This window comes from Mucilaginibacter flavus (genome assembly GCF_030409315.1).
Classification (GTDB): domain Bacteria; phylum Bacteroidota; class Bacteroidia; order Sphingobacteriales; family Sphingobacteriaceae; genus Mucilaginibacter; species Mucilaginibacter flavus.
Map to the genome: position 1 here is coordinate 80,691 of NZ_JAUFPS010000032.1, position 19,747 is coordinate 100,437.

General features: G+C 43.1%; 18 protein-coding genes. 12 read left to right on the forward strand and 6 right to left on the reverse strand.

Annotated elements, in window-relative coordinates; genetic code table 11:
• Positions 1-11: 11 nt before the first annotated feature.
• Positions 12-1,067, reverse strand: coding sequence for a quinone-dependent dihydroorotate dehydrogenase (locus QWZ17_RS14905; RefSeq protein WP_290306050.1), 1,056 nt, complete (start codon positions 1,065-1,067; stop codon positions 12-14).
• A gap of 174 nt (positions 1,068-1,241) precedes the next feature.
• Between QWZ17_RS14905 and QWZ17_RS14910 the strand changes: the two genes are divergently transcribed.
• From QWZ17_RS14910 to galB, 6 genes are all read left to right on the forward strand, one after another.
• On the forward strand, positions 1,242-2,057 hold the full coding sequence (locus QWZ17_RS14910; protein ID WP_290306051.1) for an SGNH/GDSL hydrolase family protein: 816 nt from the start codon (positions 1,242-1,244) through the stop codon (positions 2,055-2,057).
• A 160-nt stretch (positions 2,058-2,217) separates the two neighbouring features.
• Positions 2,218-4,140: a ribosomal protection-like ABC-F family protein gene (gene abc-f, locus QWZ17_RS14915; protein WP_290306052.1), complete on the forward strand. Its 1,923-nt coding sequence runs from the start codon at positions 2,218-2,220 to the stop codon at positions 4,138-4,140.
• Between the two features lie 141 nt (positions 4,141-4,281).
• Positions 4,282-4,710, forward strand: coding sequence for a hypothetical protein (locus tag QWZ17_RS14920; RefSeq protein WP_290306053.1), 429 nt, complete (start codon positions 4,282-4,284; stop codon positions 4,708-4,710).
• A 12-nt stretch (positions 4,711-4,722) separates the two neighbouring features.
• On the forward strand, positions 4,723-5,973 hold the full coding sequence (locus QWZ17_RS14925) for a type IX secretion system plug protein (RefSeq protein ID WP_290306054.1): 1,251 nt from the start codon (positions 4,723-4,725) through the stop codon (positions 5,971-5,973).
• A 70-nt stretch (positions 5,974-6,043) separates the two neighbouring features.
• Entirely contained in the window at positions 6,044-6,535 is a 492-nt protein-coding gene (locus tag QWZ17_RS14930) for a hypothetical protein (RefSeq protein WP_290306055.1), read from the forward strand.
• 108 nt (positions 6,536-6,643) lie between these two features.
• Positions 6,644-9,079 (forward strand): beta-galactosidase GalB, encoded by a 2,436-nt coding sequence (galB, locus tag QWZ17_RS14935; RefSeq protein ID WP_290306056.1) that lies wholly within the window; start codon positions 6,644-6,646, stop codon positions 9,077-9,079.
• A gap of 23 nt (positions 9,080-9,102) precedes the next feature.
• On the opposite strand, the gene QWZ17_RS14940 is transcribed toward galB, so the two are convergent.
• Positions 9,103-9,675 (reverse strand): Crp/Fnr family transcriptional regulator, encoded by a 573-nt coding sequence (locus tag QWZ17_RS14940; RefSeq protein WP_290306057.1) that lies wholly within the window; start codon positions 9,673-9,675, stop codon positions 9,103-9,105.
• Positions 9,676-9,754: 79 nt separating this feature from the next.
• On the reverse strand, positions 9,755-10,114 hold the full coding sequence (locus tag QWZ17_RS14945; protein WP_290306058.1) for a nuclear transport factor 2 family protein: 360 nt from the start codon (positions 10,112-10,114) through the stop codon (positions 9,755-9,757).
• Between the two features lie 179 nt (positions 10,115-10,293).
• Between QWZ17_RS14945 and QWZ17_RS14950 the strand changes: the two genes are divergently transcribed.
• A complete protein-coding gene (locus QWZ17_RS14950) occupies positions 10,294-10,836 on the forward strand; it encodes a M15 family metallopeptidase (protein WP_290306059.1) in 543 nt (180 codons plus the stop codon).
• 160 nt (positions 10,837-10,996) lie between these two features.
• On the opposite strand, the gene QWZ17_RS14955 is transcribed toward QWZ17_RS14950, so the two are convergent.
• Entirely contained in the window at positions 10,997-11,569 is a 573-nt protein-coding gene (locus tag QWZ17_RS14955; RefSeq protein WP_290306060.1) for a 5' nucleotidase, NT5C type, read from the reverse strand.
• 89 nt (positions 11,570-11,658) lie between these two features.
• On the opposite strand from QWZ17_RS14955, the gene QWZ17_RS14960 reads away from it, so the two are divergent.
• The 4 genes from QWZ17_RS14960 (at position 11,659) to QWZ17_RS14975 (ending at position 15,297) form a co-directional block, all read left to right on the forward strand.
• Entirely contained in the window at positions 11,659-12,408 is a 750-nt protein-coding gene (locus tag QWZ17_RS14960; protein ID WP_290306061.1) for a DeoR/GlpR family DNA-binding transcription regulator, read from the forward strand.
• A gap of 6 nt (positions 12,409-12,414) precedes the next feature.
• Positions 12,415-13,581, forward strand: coding sequence for an MFS transporter (locus QWZ17_RS14965; RefSeq protein WP_290306062.1), 1,167 nt, complete (start codon positions 12,415-12,417; stop codon positions 13,579-13,581).
• A gap of 286 nt (positions 13,582-13,867) precedes the next feature.
• On the forward strand, positions 13,868-14,167 hold the full coding sequence (locus QWZ17_RS14970) for an ArsR/SmtB family transcription factor (protein WP_290306063.1): 300 nt from the start codon (positions 13,868-13,870) through the stop codon (positions 14,165-14,167).
• A 26-nt stretch (positions 14,168-14,193) separates the two neighbouring features.
• The gene (locus QWZ17_RS14975) at positions 14,194-15,297 is read left to right on the forward strand and encodes an NADH:flavin oxidoreductase (RefSeq protein ID WP_290306064.1); all 1,104 of its coding nucleotides are present in this window, start codon (positions 14,194-14,196) and stop codon (positions 15,295-15,297) included.
• A gap of 66 nt (positions 15,298-15,363) precedes the next feature.
• Here QWZ17_RS14975 and QWZ17_RS14980 read toward each other — a convergent pair whose 3' ends face one another.
• Together QWZ17_RS14980 and QWZ17_RS14985 are read right to left on the reverse strand one after the other, a co-directional pair.
• Positions 15,364-15,915, reverse strand: coding sequence for a hypothetical protein (locus QWZ17_RS14980; protein WP_290306065.1), 552 nt, complete (start codon positions 15,913-15,915; stop codon positions 15,364-15,366).
• A 286-nt stretch (positions 15,916-16,201) separates the two neighbouring features.
• Positions 16,202-18,583 (reverse strand): ABC transporter permease, encoded by a 2,382-nt coding sequence (locus tag QWZ17_RS14985; RefSeq protein ID WP_290306066.1) that lies wholly within the window; start codon positions 18,581-18,583, stop codon positions 16,202-16,204.
• 325 nt (positions 18,584-18,908) lie between these two features.
• Between QWZ17_RS14985 and QWZ17_RS14990 the strand changes: the two genes are divergently transcribed.
• Positions 18,909-19,682, forward strand: coding sequence for a putative periplasmic lipoprotein (locus QWZ17_RS14990; RefSeq protein WP_290306067.1), 774 nt, complete (start codon positions 18,909-18,911; stop codon positions 19,680-19,682).
• Positions 19,683-19,747: the final 65 nt, after the last annotated feature.

Sequence of the window (19,747 nt, forward strand, 5' to 3'; positions counted from 1 at the left end):
CTGAAAATTCTTTAATTCTGAAAATTCTGATTCAGAAGACTCTTATTTATCCTCCCAATTAACCCCGGTCCTTCATAAATAAAACCAGTATATAATTGCACCAAAGCCGCACCGGCATTCAATTTCTCTATCGCGTCTTCGGCTGAGTGGATACCACCAACACCAATAATCGGGAACGATCCGTTTGATTTTTTGTGGATGTAACTGATTACTTCGGTTGAGCGTTTGGTTAATGGTTTGCCGCTTAGGCCTCCCATTTCATTTTTTAAGCTATCTGGAGAGCTTAAATCCGCGCGGCTAATGGTGGTGTTGGTAGCAATAAGGCCCGCAATTTTGGTTTGCTGTACAATATCTACAATATCATCTAATTGCGAATCTGTTAAATCGGGGGCTATTTTAAGCAATATCGGTCTGCTGATGCCATTTTTAGAATTGCGCTGCTGTAAGGTATTCAGCAGGTTCATCAACGGCTCTTTTTCCTGCAACTCGCGCAGGCCGGGGGTGTTTGGCGAACTTACGTTTACTACAAAGTAATCTACTACATCAAATAACCGATCAAAGCATTTGATGTAATCGCTTACCGCGTCTTCATTTGCTGTTACTTTGTTTTTACCGATGTTACCGCCAATAATCAAATCTTTTTGAGCTCCTTTAGCATTTTTGCGGAAAGTTGCCAGGCGTTCGGCCGCTACATCAACACCAAAATTGTTAAAGCCCATACGGTTAATCAGCGCCGCATCCGCCGGCAGGCGAAACATTCTTAATTTATCGTTACCGGGTTGAGGGAGCGGAGTAACAGTGCCTATTTCCACAAAGCCAAAACCAAGATTAGCCATTTCGCCCATCAATTCTGCATTTTTATCAAACCCAGCCGCAAGGCCAACCGGATTTTTGAATTTAAGGCCGAATACCTCGCGTTCCAATCTTGGATTGTTTACATCCCATATAGCCCTGCTTAAAGCCGCGCCACCGGGAAAACGGTTAAAGCGTTTTAAGTTACGAGTTACAAAATAGTGTACTTTTTCGGGATCGAACTGGAACAGGATGGGTTTTAATAAAAAATACATGCCGCGAAGTTAGCAATTACGCAGGCTGTGTAAACCAATATTTTATGAAATTTAGTCCCGCATAATATTAATCAAACAAAAACCGATACAAAATTTAACAAAGTTTAAAAAAGCAACGTAAATCTGTAAATTCGAAAAGTCAGTTTTTGGCATCATAACCAATACAAACCAATAATGGAGCCTTATAGCTTTAGTCCGCTTAAACGAAAACTTATAGAGATGAAAAATAATATTACACCCAGCCGCCGTCATTTTTTAAAAACAGCGTCGGTGGGTACACTTGCCGCGGTGGGTTTACCCGCCATTGTAACATCGGCGTTGGCTGCCGAAAAACCATCAAAAAAAATAACTTTTAATGAAGGTGATATAATCCTTTTCCAAGGTGATTCCATAACCGACTGGGGACGCGATCATAGCAAAAACGATCCTAATAACACCAGTTCATTAGGCTCGGGTTATACCTTGATCACCGCATCGCAATTGCTGCTAAATCATGCCGATAAAAACCTTAAGATTTACAATAAAGGTGTTAGCGGGAATAAGGTGTACCAATTGGCCGAGCGTTGGGATACCGATTGCCTGGCTTTAAAACCCAATGTTTTAAGCATTCACATTGGTGTAAATGATTTTTGGCACACGTTAACCGGTGGCTACACCGGCACCATAGATACTTACATTGCAGATTACAAAAAACTGCTTGACAGAACCAAAGCTGCCCTGCCCGATATTAAACTGGTAATTTGCGAGCCATTTGCCCAAAAAGGTGTGAAAGCGGTTGATGATAAATGGTACCCAACGTTTGATTTATTCCGTAAAGCCGCCGCCGATATCGCCCAGCAATACGATGCTGTTTTTGTGCCCTACCAGGCCGCCTTCACCAAAGCCGAAAAAATTGCCCCCGCCCCATATTGGAACCTGGATGGTGTACACCCCAGCGTAGCCGGCGAAGCCCTCATGGCTCAAACCTGGCTGAAAGCGGTAGGAGCGTAGAGGGAATAAGGATTTTTGGAGCAAAGAGCAAAGACTTTTGGCGTAAAGGATAAGAGTGTTTGAGCTAATAATGGGCAGCGAGAAAAAAAGTCCTTACTCCTTTGTCCAAAAATCCTTACTCTAAAAGTCTTTGCTCCAAAAACCGTATCTTTGCGCGCAAATGATTGCTATAAATAACCTTACGTTTGAGATTGGTGCGCGGGCCCTTTACGATGAAGCCAACTGGCATATAAAACCCGGTGAAAAAATTGGTTTAATAGGTGCCAATGGAACCGGTAAAACTACCCTCCTTAAAATTATTGTAGGCGACTATAAGCCTACATCGGGCACCATATCAATGGCTAAGGATCTTACCATGGGTTACCTTAACCAGGATTTGCTGTCATACTCATCTGATAAAAATATTGTGCATGTGGCTATGGAGGCTTTTGAGCGCCAGAATCAACTGCACGATGAGATTGAAGTTTTACTTAAAAAACTGGAAACCGATTACTCCGAAGAGCTTTTAAACAAACTGAGCGATAAGCAGCACGAGTTTGAACTGCTTGACGGTTATAACATTGAATACAAAGCACACGAAATTTTAGCCGGTTTAGGTTTTAGCGAAGCTGAATGTCAGCGTAAGCTAAGCACCTTTTCGGGTGGGTGGCGTATGCGCGTTATGTTGGCCAAAATTCTGTTACAGGCACCCGATATTCTGCTACTGGATGAGCCTACCAACCACCTTGACTTGCCTTCAATTCAATGGCTGGAAGATTATTTGAAAGCCTTTAACGGCGCTATTATCATTGTATCGCACGACAGGTGGTTTTTAGATAAAGTTATTAACCGTACGGTGGAATCGCGCAAAGGCAAGCTTACTGTTTACGCTGGTAACTATTCGTTCTATTTAGAAGAAAAGGCATTACGTGCCGAAATTCAGCGTGGCGAGTTTAAAAACCAGCAATCAAAAATAAAACAGGAAGAGCGTTTAATTGAACGTTTCCGCGCTAAGGCATCCAAAGCAAAAATGGCGCAATCGCGTATCAAGATGCTTGATAAAATGGAGCGTATTGATGATGTGGATGACGATAACCCGGAGGTTAACTTCAGCTTCAGGTTTAGCAAGCAATCTGGCAGGCATGTAACCACGTTGGAGCATATCACCAAAAAATATCCAACCATTGATATTTTAAATGATGCCGAAGCAATTATTGAAAAAGGGGATAAAATCGCGCTGATAGGGGCCAACGGTAAAGGTAAATCTACCTTGCTGCGTATTGTGGCAGGCGCCGATAAAGAGTTTGGAGGCACGGCGGTAACAGGCCATAACGTTACCCAAACGTTTTTTGCACAGCACCAGTTAGAGAGCCTCCACCTGGAAAACCAGATATTGCAGGAACTACAAGCATTCGCCCCAAAACATACGGATACAGAGTTGCGCTCGATATTGGGTTCGTTTTTGTTTACTGGCGATGATGTGTTTAAAAAGATCAAAGTACTATCGGGTGGCGAAAAATCGCGCGTGGCGCTGGCAAAGGCCCTTACCGCCGATGCTAACTTTTTAGTACTGGATGAGCCTACCAACCACCTGGATATGGCATCGGTTAACATATTGATACAGGCATTGCAACAGTATGAAGGTACTGTTATTGTGGTATCTCACGATAGGTATTTCCTGGATAATGTAGCCAATAAGATTTGGTTTATTGAAGATCAAAAAATTAAACAATACCCGGGCACTTACGCCGAGTATGATGAGTGGAATGCTAAACGCAAGTTAGAGCCAAAAGCCGCGGCACCTGCCCCTCAACCAAAAAAAGAAGAGAAAAAGCCCGAGCCGGTTAAACAGCAGCAAGGCGAAAACAAACATCAACAGTTAAAAAAATTAAACCAGGATTTGGCTAAAATGGAAGAGCAGATTGCTGCTCTTGAAAAAACAGTAAAAGAACTGGAAACCAAACTGGCCGATACACAGATATACAACGATAGCCAAAAACTAAAGGAAACCAACGCGAGCTATAGCCAAAAGCAAGCTGAGCTAAAACAGATCCAACAAAAATGGGAAGCTTTGGCGGAGCAAATTTTGGAACTGGAAGCGTAAGCGTAAGCCCCACCCAACCCTCCCCTAAAGGGAGAGGGCTTTGAAAATATTATTAATGAAAGCCGCTGTTACATTAGCGGCTTTTTTGTTTTACATGGTTTTATATACTTTTATAATTTATACCTTTAAATGTATAACCATATGATAGATTCTTACCGTAAACTTACCATAGGTATTTTAATATCAAGCTTATGCATTTTAATTGGTGCTGGGCACGGTGTTGCGCCTATGGCTTTATTTGAGGTGATGATTCCGTTTCATCATAACTACCCTTTTTCGTTTGCTTTACAGCGAGATTATGAACTCAATTTGGGCGCTTCGGCAATATATTTATTTATAGGGCAAATCCTGTTGTTTTTTGCCACTTTTAAACGGGCGCTGATTATTCGCTTACTTGCGTTGTTTATTTTATGGATAGGTTTCTTTTATCTTGTTCATGGTGTAATTGACGGGGATGGATTGGCAATGTTCAGCTTTTGTACCGGGATTCCTTTTTTGTGGATGTCGGTACAGCTATTTGTTTACGATGTGAAGCAGTATTTATATAAGCCAGTTGAAGAAGAGGAGTAAAAATTGAAATTAATGAGAAAGCTTGTTTACCTGTTGTTTTTTGTCGCATTTTCATTTAAGTGTTTAGCCCAGGATGCTTACGATAATAACGTATACAACACCGCTATAAAAAGCGTTGAATTTAACAGTACCGGCAAAAATGTATTCCCGGTTATCAAGCTTGGTAGCGACGATAAAGTGCTGCTGGCTTTTGACGACCTAAGGGGCGGTAGCCGGAACTATTACTATACCATTGAACATTGCGACTCGAAATGGAATTCGTCAAACTTATCGCCGACAGAATACCTTAAAAGTTTCCAGGACGATAGGCTTTATAACTACACTTACTCAACAGGCACCTTTCAAAAATATACCCATTACGAGCAGCAGATTCCTAACGATAACATCGCTCCCAAAATATCGGGTAATTATATCCTGAAGGTTTATGAAGATGGAGATCAATCTAAGCTAATCCTTACCCGTCGTTTATATGTATTGGGTTCAAAGGTATCTATCGCGGCTACAATTGGCGCGTCGCCCAACACGCAAACCAGGCAAACCAATCAAAAGCTAAATTTTACGGTTGATTATGGCAGCCTGCGAGTACAAAATCCATCATTTGAAATCCGCACGGTGATAATGCAAAATGCGCGTACGGCAACAGCTACTTTAAATACGCAGCCTACCAATATCCGTGGTTCGTCGCTGATATTTAATGATGTGGCAATTAATGATTTTCCGGGTCGTAATGAGTTTAGGTTATTTGATTTGCGCACGTTGAAACTCAATTCGCAGCGTGTAGCCAAAATTTATAAAGACACCGGCAATGTTGTGGTTTTATTGAGCGACCCTATGCGTGATAATCCCAACTATGTGCAGTATTATGATAATAACGGCAAATTTTACATCCTGAACCAGGATGGTCGCGACCCCAGAAACGATGCCGATTACGCCCATGTATATTTTAACCTGGCCCCAAACAGACTGGGGACCGATGGCGCTGTTTACATAGTTGGACAGTTTAATGATTATAAACTTGATGAACACAGCAGGCTTATCCGCGATGAAACCGGTCGCTACTACACCAACCTGCTCCTTAAACAAGGCGTTTACGACTATGAGTACGTTTGGGTGGATAGCAACGGCAAAGCCGATGATGTACCCATAGAAGGTAACCATTTTGAAACCGAGAACGATTACCAGCTATTGGTTTACTATCGCCCTCCAACAGCTCGTTGGGACGAATTGGTAGGGTTTAGTATGGTAAATACGGTGACGAAGTAAGTAGCATATGCCGGCTTAATATTTGTGCCATCCGAAATAGCTATATTTTAACATCATCATATAAATAACTATGCGTTTTAAGTTTTTAATTGTTGCCTTAACGGCTGTTATCGCAATAGGTTGTAAAAAGGGAACTAACTCTACCACTGCTACAATTGAGGTTAACGTAAAGCCAACCAGCGGCACTAACCTCAGTGGTTTAGATGTACAACTTTTATCTGACCAGAAAAGAATGAACGGGAATAATGAAGCCGAGGCACAGAGTAATTTTGTAGGGAAAATTGATTTCAATGTTGCTGTGGGTAAAACTTATTACTTATATCATTACAATTCAGATGGTAAGGTGCTTACCGATGCAAATGCTACCTATATAGTAACCGGTAAATTTACCAGCCAGTTTCAAATTAATAGTTCGCCGGCGCAAACACCAGCCGCAAAAATTGGCGATGATATCCACCAGGATATTAATGGTGATGGGGTAGTTGATAAATATGATATGGTTATTAAAGTAATGGCCACCAACGTAGGTGCAACAACAAGTGTAGATTTTGTTATAAATTAAGCCGGTTTAACACGATAACCCTCTTTTAGCTTTTTTCTCCCATTCTTTCTTATCTCACATTTATTTATAATTTAGTGTCGTAAATACAATTAATCCTAAGATTCATTTATGTATGCTATAAAATCAATTGCAAGGGTTGCCAAATTAAGCAGCCTGTTGCTTGCTACTGCACTTTTTTGTACCAAAAGCTTTGCCCAGCAGGGCAGGCAGATCCAGGACTTTGACAAAGGCTGGCGCTTTAATTTAGGCGATGTGGCGACGGGCGAAACGTCGGAAACCAATGATTCCCAATGGCGCAGTCTTAACCTGCCGCATGACTGGAGCATTGAAGGTAAATTCAGTAAAGACAACCCGGCCAGTCCCGAAGGCGGCGCGCTGCCCGGCGGCATAGGCTGGTATCGCAAAACATTTACCGTACCTGCCGGCTCAAAAGATAAACAAACCTATATTGAATTTGATGGTGTGTATCAAAAAAGTACGGTATGGATTAATGGGCATTTGTTAGGTTACAGGCCAAACGGCTACATCTCTTTCAGGTATGATCTTACCCCTTACCTTAAATATGGTAGTACAAATTTGGTAGCTGTTAAAGTTGATAATTCGGTACAGCCAAACTCACGCTGGTATTCGGGATCTGGTATTTACCGTAATGTTCGATTGGTAACAACAGCCAAAACCGCTATAGACCAGTGGGGTACTTATGTAACTACGCCCCAGGTAACAGATGCTTCGGCAACTGTTGATCTGAAAGTTAAGATCAAAAATAACGCTACCGGCAACAACGCTTTAAGCATCAAAACATCAATTTATGATGCCGCTGGTAAAGTTGTTGCAAATGGAGGATCGTTGCCATCAAAAGAGCAGTTAAATGATACTTCATTTACAGTGGCCAGCAGTTTTACTGTTAAGTCGCCCAAACTATGGTCGGTAGATAATCCTTACCTGTATAAGATAGTAACAGAGGTTTTAGATGGTAAAGCTATTATTGACAATTATACCACAACGTTGGGTATCCGCTATTTCAACTTCGATGCCGATAAAGGTTTCAGCTTGAATGGCAAGCCGATGAAGATTTTAGGCGTGTGTGATCACCATGATCTGGGCAGCCTTGGGGCGGCTGTAAATGTTCGTGCTTTGGAGCGCCAATTGCAAATGTTGAAGGATATGGGCTGTAACGGCATCCGTACTTCACATAATCCACCAGCGCCGGAGTTGCTTGACCTGTGCGATAAAATGGGCTTTATTGTAATGGACGAAGCATTTGATTGCTGGGAGTGGAAAAAAGCTACTTACGATTATCATTTGTTTTTCAAAGAATGGCACAAACGCGATCTGGAAGATCAATTGCTGCGCGATCGTAACCACCCCAGTATCATGATATGGAGTATCGGTAACGAAATTCCGCAACAGGCTGATACAAGCGCTTTAAGGATAGCACCGGAGCTGGCCGCTATTGTTCATAGCCTTGATAAAACCAGGCCTATTACAACGGCTAACGACAGGCCGGATACAAGTAACAAGATTGTGAAATCGGGTGCTATCGACCTGATTGGTTATAACTATCACCAATATGATTATGCTAAATTCCATGACAGGTATCCGGGTAAAAAGTTTATCGCTACCGAAACTACTTCGGGCTTAGAAACCCGTGGTTATTATGAGATGCCATCAGATAGCATTAGGGTATGGCCTGAGAGTTATGATAAACCTTTTGTTCGTGAAGGCAACAACGTATCGGCTTATGACAACACCAGGCCACCATGGGGTTCAACCCACGAAATGACCTGGAAAGTGATGAAGAAATATGATTTCCTATCGGGCATGTTCATCTGGACCGGCTTCGACTACCTGGGCGAGCCTACTCCTTACAGCTGGCCATCGCGTAGTTCATACTTCGGCATTATCGATTTAGCGGGTTTCCCTAAAGATGTTTATTACATGTACCAAAGCGAGTGGACTGACAAGCCAGTGCTGCACATTTTTCCGCACTGGAACTGGACACCCGGTAAAATGGTTGATATTTGGGCCTACTACAACAACGCCGACGAGGTTGAACTTTTCCTGAACGGCAAATCATTAGGTGTTAAAAAGAAAACGGGCGACGACCTGCACATCATGTGGCGCGTGAAATATGAGCCAGGTAACCTTAAAGCGATATCCCGTAAAAACGGCAAAGTGGTATTAACCCGCGAGGTTAAAACCGCTGGCGAGCCTGCAAAAATCCAACTGATTGCTGATAGGAAGGCGATCAAGGCCGATGGTAAAGACCTTTCTTTTATCACGGTGAAAATATTGGATAAAGATGGTAACGTAGTACCTGATGCCGATAACCTGGTTGATTTTAAAGTTAATGGCGAAGCCTTTATAGCCAGTGTTGATAACGGCGACCCGGTAAGTCATGAACCATTCAAAGTGAATTACCGCAAAGCTTTTCACGGTTTGGCATTGGCAATAGTGCAGGCTAATGAGAAGGCCGGTAACATTACCTTTACGGCAACATCAAAAGGTTTACAAACCTCAACATTGGTTTTAACCAGTAAATAATAAAATAACAGGGGGGGAGGGTTTTAGGATTTCTTCCCCCTTATCATACTTAAAAATACCGGGGTAATACCCAAATAAGAAGCGATTTGTTTCTGCGCTATGCGCTGCTCCAGTTTAGGATATTGTTTTTGAAATTGTAAGTAACGCTCTTCGGCTGTTTTGGATAGATTAGAGGTTATGCGGCGCTGGTATAAGTTAAAGCCGTTTTGAGTAAGGATGCGAAAGAAGCGTTCAAACTTAGGCACATCTACATACAATTGCTCAAGCATGCTGTAACTAAGGTAAAAAACATCAGTATCCTCCAATGTGCCGATGGCATAAAACGCCGGCGATTGTCCAGAAAAACTGGAAATATCAACGGCCCACCAATTCTCCGGGCAAAATGAAATGTTGTGCTCTTCGCCGTTACTATCCGTATTAAAAATGCGCAGGCATCCTTTGTTCACAAAGTAAATATTTCTACAAATATCACCGGAATGTAGTAGTACCGTATTCTTTTTCACTGCCTTATGCTGAAGAAGGCTTTTCACGTGCGCTGTTTCGGCGGCGTTAAGTGAAATATGCATGGCGAAATTGGCCAGGATAACATCAAACATTTTTTTGATTTTTTATAAAGATAAAAAATGCGCCGGCAAACTTTCGCGGCGCATTTCTTGCAATATTTTGCAGCGTTTGTTACAAAGGCGGAAAAAAGCTTACAAGGCGGGCTATTTTACCCTCGGCATCAAACTCAATATAATCTGTACCGCCTTTGGTTTCCTTACCGGGGATATCAACCGTCCAAGTATAAAGTGCAACATTATGATGATGATCTGGCAGGGTATGTACATGAAAAATACGCCCTGGTGCTATTTCATGCGAGCCAACACATAATGCAGCAATACCATCTACGCCAAGCACATTTTCATAATTCGGATCGGTATAGGTAGCATTGGCAGCCCAGCATTGTGCAAAGGCTGCTTTAATATCAGCCTCGCCTTTTACGTTCCATGAGGCCACGTATTGTTTAATGGTTTTTTCTGGTGATGTTTTCATTATATCGTTTTTTAGTATGATACAAAGGAACAAAGCCAGCGCCTCAATAAAATTAAAGTAGTTTAATAAATGGGAATAGTTTGACTGGAGTGGGCGACTCTACCTAAATATCTTTTAAACAATATGTTGCAATTTTAAAGTCTGTACTTTATCTTTAAGCAACCTAAAACCATATCACGATGAACACACCTCATGGCTACGACGAAATTATTAAGGCGTTCGGTAATCCAACTGATCCTGCCCATCCAACCAAGGTAAATCCAGCCTGGGAGCAGGCCAATATAAAATTGATTAAACCGCCTGCCGGCTGGCAGTTGTATTATCAGGATGATGCCGGTTTGGTAAAAATCTCCGGTATCAGGATACATGTACTGCTGGCAGATTCCTTTACTGCTGTACTTACAGAAATTTGGGAGCATGCTAAAGCGCAGCTCCCGGCCAATGCAACAACAGCTCAAATTCAGCAATGGCTGCACGCTAAACGGGTAGACCAAACAGGAGGAGGTTACAACTACAGGCCCAATACATCAAATCCTAAAGTGCTTTCTATGCATTGCTGGGGTATAGCAATAGACTGGGACCCTGATCATAATCCCAGGGGAACCGCCGCAACTACACTGGAGCCCTGGTGGTACCAGATTTGGGCAAATCATGGGTGGAGTAATGGCCAGCATTTCCACACGCCAGATCCAATGCATGTTCAATTTGCAACAGGGGCATAAATTTTTTACCTCCACTCCTGTCCGGGTATCTTCAATTTCGGACAGCTGTGGGGTGCTCCACTCCAAAGTCATGCTGATTTATTTCAGCATCCCACATGCCAAGTGTACATCATTCAGGCTACCTGTCCTGTGGGTTCCTGAAACAGGTTCCAGGACGATTTCAATTTTTTTTTCCTATCTTGATTCTTGACTCTATTTCGTTTCCCGACTCTCTTTCGCCCTCCATCAATTCCAATACCTCGGCCCAGTTGTTTACCCTTTGGTGGTGATGCAGGTTTACGTTATGGAAAGCATCAAACATTACCGCTTTGCCGTGGCAATAATCCAGGTTTTTGCAGTGGTCGTCAATCAGGAAATCGGTTTTGATGATGCTTTTATCGCCACAAAAAACAATGTGCCGCCAGTCTATAAAGGGAAAGTGCTCTGCCAGCCACTCATATTTTTCGGGTAACGACAGCGGAAACTCCATGGCGGCCGATACAATATACACTTCAAAATCTTCCATTAGTGATTTTACCGCGTCTACAGCACCTTCCATTAGTGGCAACGTGCGGAAAAAGCCGGGTTTGTTCACCATTTTATGCCCAATGCCATTAAAGGCGTCATGCTCGCTCATGCCTGCAATATCCTGCCGGGTAAGCCTGATACCGGTTTCCTGCTCATAATAGGTAAAAAAGTGAGGTTCGGTATCGGCCATCACCCCGTCCATGTCAATTGCTATCGTCTTTTTCATCTTTTTGCAATAATTTTCTACAAAGGAAAGTATTTATTGCAATATTTTGCAAGTTTTTATTTTAATTTGCAATAAATTGCAGTGAAGCTATGATCAAAGACGAACGCTTAGAACAAATTTTAGAACAGGTTTCAAGGGCACGCAGTGTATCTCTTACGGATCTCAGTGCATCGCTCAATGTATCTGAAGATACCATTCGCAGGGATATCAAAATCCTTTCAGAAAAAGGCCTCTTAAAAGCAGTGCGCGGTGGGGCTGTGGCGCATTCGCCCATTCCTCATCACTTTAGGGCGAGGGAGAAGCACGATATGGCGCGAAAAAGGATAGTGGCATCAAAGGCATTACAATTCATTAAAGAGGGGCAGGTGATATTTTTAGATGGCGGTACGTCTATCCAGGCATTGGCCGAGTTAATTCCTGCCGATATGAAGCTTACGGTGGTTACCCATAGTTTCCCGGTGGTAAGTGTTTTAGAAGATCACCCTACAGCCGAGGTAATATTTGCAGGAGGCCGGCTTTGCAAAACCGCATTTACCACAATTGGGTACGAAACTATCCAAACGTTTAAAAACTTCAGGGCCGATTTGTGTTTGATGAGCGTTTGCAGTATACACCCAACCATGGGGTTAACTACCGTAAACCACGAAGAGGCACAATTAAAACGTACCATGATGGAAATGGCCGGGCAAACCATAGCGCTATCAACCATGGATAAACTAAACACTGCCGAATCCTTTTACATTGGCCCGGTTACGGATGTAGATATTATTGTTACCGATACCGAACCTACCGACGAAAGGCTGAACGTTTACAAAGAAGCCGGAATCACTATATTTTAACTTACATTGAAAAAGAACTTAATACCACTTACCCTTGGCGGCTTAGGCATTGGCACTACCGAATTTGTGATGATGGGACTGCTGCCCGATATTGCCAAAGATTTTAACGTTAGCATTCCTGTTGCCGGGCATTTGATTTCGGCCTACGCCCTTGGGGTTGTTATTGGTGCACCGCTATTGGTTGCCATAAGCAGTAGCTATCCTCCTAAAAAAATATTAATCGCCTTAATGGTGATGTTCACTGCTTTCAACGCGTTTTCGGCCTTTGCACCAGATGATAACGCGCTGTTTATTGCACGGTTATTATCCGGATTACCACATGGGGCCTTCTTCGGAGTAGGATCGGTGGTTGCAAGCAGACTGGCCGAGAAAGGGAAACAAGCGCAGGCTATATCCGTAATGTTTGCTGGCTTAACCATTGCTAATTTGCTGAGCGTGCCGCTTGGCACCTACATTGGGCATCATTATTCCTGGCGGTACACTTTTGCGTTAATAGCTTTTATCGGTTTAATGGCTTTGCTGTTTATCCAGCTTTGGTTGCCTGCATTGCCGGTAAGTCGGCAGGGTGATATAAAATCTGAAATGGGTTTCTTTAAAACCCGCGAAGCCTGGTTAATCCTGTTAACTACAGCCATTGGCACTGGGGGATTGTTTTGCTGGATCAGCTATATAGCGCCGCTAATGACAGATGTTGGTCACTTTTCAAAAAACAGCGTGCCGCTCATACTCATTGTAGCCGGCCTGGGCATGGTGATAGGCAATATACTCGGCGGTAAACTGGCCGACTGGGTAGCTCCCGTAAAAGCATGCTTAATACTATTGATTAGCATGGCTGTGGCCTTGGTTACCATCTATTTTGTATCGGGCAACCAGGTACTTTCCATCATCATGACGTTTATAACGGGCGCCTTATCTATGGCCATTGGCTCGCCCATCCAAATTCTGATGATCCGCACGGCCAAAGGAGCAGAGATGCTTGGCGCCGCAGCCACGCAAGCGGCATTTAATACCGGCAACGCCCTGGGCGCCTTACTTGGCGGTTTGCCCATTGCCGTGGGCTATGGCTTTACCTCGCCCGAGCTGGTAGGCGTCGCTATGGCTATTACGGGAGCCCTGTTTGCCGTGGCACTGCTTAAAAGGCAGGCGGTGAAAAGGGAATTGCAGGTGGCGTAACTCAAGAGAACGTAAGCGGGAATAATATCGAATAATAAATTTCGAATGTCCAATATCGAATGTTTTACTTCATTATTCGATATTCGTTGTTCGATATTAAATCAATCATCACCTTAATTGCATTGGAGAATCCGAAAGGGAATCGAATAAAAACACGACCAGCCTATTCAGGAATTACAATATATCTTAGATATCTCACCACACCAACCCGCTCGTTTTTATCTCCTTAATGTCATCTCTTAATTGCTAATTGGAATATCGGGAAAAGTCGATATATCTTTGTGGCATGGATCAGTTAGAGATATTCAAGGCCTTATCAAACAAAACCCGGTTGCAGATATTGCAATGGCTTAAAGAGCCGGAATTGAGTTTTCCCGACCAAAAACCTTATGGCTATGATAATGGCATTTGCGTTGGCCAAATTCAGGCTAAGGCGGGGCTTACACAATCTACCGTATCAGAGTATCTGTCAATTATGCAGCGTGCCGGGTTGGTTACGGTTACCCGGGTAGGGCAATGGACTTACTACAAGCGCAATGAAGAAGCGTTTATGGCCTTGAGCAAACTGGTTGAATCGGAATTATAACAAGCATTTACAAAATAAAACATATCATGAGCGTTAACGACACTTTATTCAGGCCCTTTAGCCTGAAATCATTAAATATCAAAAACCGGATTGTAATGGCGCCGATGACGCGCTCTTTCTCGCCAAATGGAACACCAACCGCCGATGTTGCCGCTTATTATCGCAAACGTGCCGCTGGCGAAGTTGGTTTGATCCTTTCTGAAGGTACTGTTATTGACAGAATATCATCATCAAACGATGCCAACGTGCCGCATTTTTATGGCACCGAAGCTTTGGCAGGCTGGCAAAATGTGATCAATGGCGTTCATGCCGAAGGTGGCGCTATGGGTCCGCAGATTTGGCATATGGGCATTATGGATAACCACCATTCGGGTTGGATGCCATCGCAGCCGTTTGAAGGTCCGTCGGGTTTAAATAGGCCGGGCAATAATAATGGTAACACCATGACGGATGCCGATATTGCAGATACCATCGCGGCATTTGGCAAAGCGGCGGCCGATGCTAAACGTTTAGGATTTGATTGTGTGGAAATTCACGGAGCGCACGGTTACCTGATAGACCAGTTTTTTTGGAACGAAACCAACCAGCGTACCGATATTTATGGCGGTAAAACCCTTGCCGAACGCAGCCGTTTCGCAGTTGAGGTGATCAGGGAAGTAAGGAAACAGGTTGGTGACGATTTTGCCATCATCATCCGCCTATCGCAATGGAAACCGGCTGATTATAACAACTTGCTGGCTAAAACCCCGCAGGAGTTGGAAGCTTGGTTAAACCCCATGGCCGATGCCGGTGTAGATATTTTCCATTGTTCGCAACGCCGTTTCTGGGAAACAGATTACGAAGGATCGGACCTTAATTTTGCCGGCTGGGCAAAAAAAGTAACCGGTAAAGCTACCATTAGCGTAGGTTCGGTTGGTTTAGATGGCGAATTTACAGCAGCCTTCCGTGGCGCAAGCTCAAACCCAAGCTCGTTAGATGAGTTACTGCGCCGCATGGATCGTGGCGATTTTGACCTGGTAGCCGTTGGTCGCCCACTATTGGCCGATCCTGCCTGGGCGCAAAAGATCCGCGATAACCGCACCGATGAGCTTAAAGGATTTAGCAAAGAAGCTTTGACACAACTGGTGTAAAAGCTGTTTATCCCTTCTTTTCAGGAGTTCTGCAAAGAATACCTGAAAAGAAGCATCATGGTGCTATTATTTGCTTACTTTTTTATTAATTGTTGATACCATAACTCCATTTTTATACTGCTCAAGCTTTGTTGTATCGCCCTGGGGACTTAAATATACCCAAACACTATCTTTTCTGAATAATGAGTCGTTTACTGAGGTGTAATCCTCCCTGTTGAGCTTGAAGAATTTATGAATTGCCATTTTATGATTGACGGTATAAAACCATTCTTCATCCTTTATTGTAACGCCGTTACGTGGTTTATAACCGGATGACCCTTCATAAGTATCGGTGTAATTTAATACAAAAGATAAGCTGCTTAACGGGATAGGGGTACAAAAAAGCAGTAGAAGAATTGTCCACTTTAATATCGGACGCTTAAATATTAACCTCCGTTTCTTTAGCGCAAGAATAGTGGCGGAAATTAAACAGGTAATCCATAGAAGCGGCATTTCAAAAACGCTGAATACCAAAGGCGCACCAGAACCGGCCGGAACACTTATAGAATATAGATATAAAACAACTGTAAGTAAATTAGCTGTAATCGCAGTCATTAAAAGGTTCTTTAAATTCTTCATCGAATGTAATTTAGGTCGGCCTAAATGAGTTTTAATGGCGGGATGTCATTTTTCAAAGTTAAGGGTAACCCGTATTCTTTTAACTCATAAAGCTACCTGCCGTTAATTGGTGAAACGCCAATGATAGCGCGGTCAAACGCCCGCTGCCGCTGCGCCTTGTGGTTTCCATTTTGGCGCAAATCTTTGTTTTGAGGGATGCATCGCTCAACGCTCTCTGCAAGATATCGTAAGGGAATTGGCACAATTTGCCTGACGTATTTAGTAACAAGTCTGCCGCTATTGCCCCTCACTCCGCCTTCAAATTCTTAACCGGATTTGCCACAGCCGCCTTTATAGATTGAAAACTGATAGTTACCAAGGCTATAACTATAGCCGCGAGTCCTGATGATATAAATGCCCAAACCGGTATGTTGATACGGTAGGCGAAACTTTGCAGCCAGTTGTGCATTAACAACCACGATACAGGCGATGCTATGAGTAGCGCTATTACAATCAGCTTCACAAAATCTGCCGATAACAATAGCGTAATATTAGTCACCGATGCGCCTAAGACCTTTCGCACACTAATTTCCTTTTTACGCTGGGCTATATTATAAGCAGATAAGCCCAGCAAGCCAAGGCATGATATCACGATAGCCACTATCGCGAAGCATATAAACAATTGGCCAAACCGCTCCTGCGCTATGTATTGCTGGTTGTATGCTTCGTCGGCAAAAAAGTATACCAGCGGTACATTGGGTAAAATATTTTTCCAGGTGGCTTCCAGTTGCTGTACGGTGCCGCGCACATCGGCCGACGTGATATCGATAGTAATGTTGGTTAAATGGCTCGAATCGACCCGTACGGTTAAGGGTTGCACGGTTTCTAAAAAGGAGTGATTATGAAAATCTTTGATCACACCTATAATTTCGCCGGTGTGGTTAAGCTGTTTAAAGTGTTTGCCAATAGCATCTTCGGGCTTTTTAAAGCCGAGGCTTTTTAACATCGCTTCGTTAATGAGCATGGTTTTCATAGAATCGAGCGCGGTATTTTTTTGAAAATTACGACCGGCAATCAAATCGATATGGTATTGTTTTAAAAAGACATCGTCCATAAAATACACGTCGGTTTTCATGGTTTGATTTTCGCCTTTACCATTTTCAATAATTGAATTGTATTGATTATTAGGCGTACCGGGGATAGACGATGAAAGACTAACCATACTAACACCCGGAATAGCCATCAATTGCTGCTTTATTCCGTCGGTATGCTGGTTGATGCTTTTGCTGAATTGGTAATCAATCACCAGTTTATGATCTTTTTGAAAACCCAGCTGTTGATTTTGCATAAAGTTTAACTGCATGTAAACGATGGTGGTAGCCAGGATTAAAAATATCGAAATTGAAAACTGCGCCACCACTAATGATCGTCGCAGAACAAGGCCGGTACCCGATGAACCGGTTTTACCTTTAAGGCTACTGATTGGTTTAAAGCCCGATAAAAACAAAGCCGGGTAGGCACCCGATAAAATGCCAACCACAACAGCAAGCGCTAACAGCCATAGTACATGCTGCACATGATGAAAAATACCATCGACTATTATAGTGCCTGTGAGTTGATTAAATAATGGCAATAACAAGGAAGCAAACAGCAGGGCGATGATGAAAGACACGAGGCAAAGCACAACAGCATCCATAAAAAACTGCAGCATCAGCTGATACTTTGACGCACCGAGCACCTTACGTACGCCAATCTCTTTTGCCCTTTGCAAGGAAAAAGCGGTTGTTAGATTAATAAAATTGAAGCATGCGATAAACAACACCAATACCGCTATAACAGAAATGATATACACGTTGGTAATACTGCCGCTGGCCGATGTTCCGGTACGGTGCCCGCGTGGCTTGCCATATAAATACACGCTTTTTAATGGCTCCAGGAATAGCTTATGTTTAAAGGATGTTTCGTCGTAATTGTCTTTTACAAAGGCGGGTAGTTTTGCTTGTAGTTTTGCCATAGATTGGCCGGGTTGCAGTAAAATGTAGGTGTAAAACCCGTAACGAACCCAGTCATGGCTCCAATCGTCATCAACCAGGGTTGATATTGAAAATATATAATCAACACGCATGTGTGCGTTGTACGGGATATCCTTCATAATGCCGGTTACGGTGGCCTTGGTATTACCGTTTATCATCATGGTTTGGCCCATGGCATCGGCATTGCCAAAGTATTTTTTCGCGGCGGTTTCAGAAAGCACCACATCGCATGGGGCGTTAAACAGGTGTTTGATATCGCCCCGCAGCAGCGGCCATGAAAATATTTTAAAGGCGGATGAATCGGCATAAGCAACTTCCTCCTTCATGGCGTTGTTGGGGTTGCTCTGTAGTATCATATCATCCATAAAAACACGGGCTACGTCCTTTATTTCGGGAAAGGCGGCCTTCATTGCCGGGCCAACTGGGGCAGCCGTACTTTCATAACTCATGCCCGATGGTGTTTTAACATCGGTTACCAGGCGGTAAATGTCGTCGGCTTTTTGGTTATAGGTATCGTGGTTCAGTTCAAAATGAACGTACAGCAGCGCGAAAAAGCAAACACAAATGCCCGTAGCCAGGCCAATAATATTGATGAACGAGAAAAACTTATTCTTCCATAAATATCTCAGGGTGGTTTTAAAATAGTTTTTGATCATGGCCGGTAGTGCTTAGGTAAATGTGTTTATTAATAATCTCTAAAATAGGTTTATAGGCTGATATTTGGAGATATTAATAAATATTTATGCTGTTTGTCGAGAATATTTAGGCTAACGAAATTTTGTAGTGAACATAGTTCTGTAAGCAGGTGTCTCGCTGCATTTTTTTTCTGCGTTGATTCCCGACTCTTAATTCTTGATTCTATTTTAAAAAAGTTGTAACATTGGGTAATACATCAGCATCTAAATCAAAAAACAAATACCCAAAGGCCGGTCGGCATAAACCAACAACGCTTATATACCGGCAAATAATCAGACAACCATCATGAAAAAAATAGTCATTGCGCTTACAGGTTTAGTGTTCAGTCTTTCGGCATGCAGCCAAAACCCGCCCCAGCAAAATAATGTAACAATAGAAAACAATACCACAGCCGGCTTTGATGTAAATAAGCTTGCCCAGTTTGTTAAAAACAGTACCGATCCGCAAACGCTCGAAAAAGCCATCAACAACCCGGCGAACCAAATCAACAACCTCGATTTGGATAAGGATGGCAATATAGATTACCTTAAAGTACAGGAGGCCGATAACAATAAGCTAAACGTAATTGATGATGTAAGCAATTCGCAATCGGTAACGGTGGCCAGTATTAACGTGCAGCCAACCGGTAATAACAATACCGCTAACCTGGATATCCAGGGCGACCCAACTTATGTGGGTTACAATAATTATTACCACTCATCATTCGGCTTAACCGACTTTTTGATTATGAGTTACTTTTTGCGCCCGCATCCTTATTATGTGCCTATGTATCACTACGGGTATTATCCACATTATTACACACGTACGCGTACCTATACTACTTTCAGAACAACCACCTCGCCGGCTATGTCATCGCGGGTTAGCAACAGGAGCAGCCTGAGCCACCCGGTAACATCGCAAAGATCATTCAGCAGCCGTAACACCAGTAACAGGGTACGCAGCGGCGGCTTTGGCAGCAGCAGTTCGTCAAGCAGCAGATCAAGCTTTGGCAGCGGCAGAAGCTCAGGCAGCAGGTCGAGCTTTGGTCGTAGCCGTGGTGGTTTTGGCCGCAGGCGATAAGCATGAGTTAACCCTATTAATTTAATATTTTAAATCAGATAAAAGCACATACTCCGTTTAAGTCT

Coding starts and splice junctions, on each gene's coding strand:
- QWZ17_RS14905 (WP_290306050.1), bottom strand. CDS start 1,067: ATGTATTTTTTATTAAAACCCATCCTGTTCCAGTTCGATCCCGAAAAA.
- QWZ17_RS14910 (WP_290306051.1), top strand. CDS start 1,242: ATGGAGCCTTATAGCTTTAGTCCGCTTAAACGAAAACTTATAGAGATG.
- abc-f (WP_290306052.1), top strand. CDS start 2,218: ATGATTGCTATAAATAACCTTACGTTTGAGATTGGTGCGCGGGCCCTT.
- QWZ17_RS14920 (WP_290306053.1), top strand. CDS start 4,282: ATGATAGATTCTTACCGTAAACTTACCATAGGTATTTTAATATCAAGC.
- QWZ17_RS14925 (WP_290306054.1), top strand. CDS start 4,723: ATGAGAAAGCTTGTTTACCTGTTGTTTTTTGTCGCATTTTCATTTAAG.
- QWZ17_RS14930 (WP_290306055.1), top strand. CDS start 6,044: ATGCGTTTTAAGTTTTTAATTGTTGCCTTAACGGCTGTTATCGCAATA.
- galB (WP_290306056.1), top strand. CDS start 6,644: ATGTATGCTATAAAATCAATTGCAAGGGTTGCCAAATTAAGCAGCCTG.
- QWZ17_RS14940 (WP_290306057.1), bottom strand. CDS start 9,675: ATGTTTGATGTTATCCTGGCCAATTTCGCCATGCATATTTCACTTAAC.
- QWZ17_RS14945 (WP_290306058.1), bottom strand. CDS start 10,114: ATGAAAACATCACCAGAAAAAACCATTAAACAATACGTGGCCTCATGG.
- QWZ17_RS14950 (WP_290306059.1), top strand. CDS start 10,294: ATGAACACACCTCATGGCTACGACGAAATTATTAAGGCGTTCGGTAAT.
- QWZ17_RS14955 (WP_290306060.1), bottom strand. CDS start 11,569: ATGAAAAAGACGATAGCAATTGACATGGACGGGGTGATGGCCGATACC.
- QWZ17_RS14960 (WP_290306061.1), top strand. CDS start 11,659: ATGATCAAAGACGAACGCTTAGAACAAATTTTAGAACAGGTTTCAAGG.
- QWZ17_RS14970 (WP_290306063.1), top strand. CDS start 13,868: ATGGATCAGTTAGAGATATTCAAGGCCTTATCAAACAAAACCCGGTTG.
- QWZ17_RS14975 (WP_290306064.1), top strand. CDS start 14,194: ATGAGCGTTAACGACACTTTATTCAGGCCCTTTAGCCTGAAATCATTA.
- QWZ17_RS14980 (WP_290306065.1), bottom strand. CDS start 15,915: ATGAAGAATTTAAAGAACCTTTTAATGACTGCGATTACAGCTAATTTA.
- QWZ17_RS14985 (WP_290306066.1), bottom strand. CDS start 18,583: ATGATCAAAAACTATTTTAAAACCACCCTGAGATATTTATGGAAGAAT.
- QWZ17_RS14990 (WP_290306067.1), top strand. CDS start 18,909: ATGAAAAAAATAGTCATTGCGCTTACAGGTTTAGTGTTCAGTCTTTCG.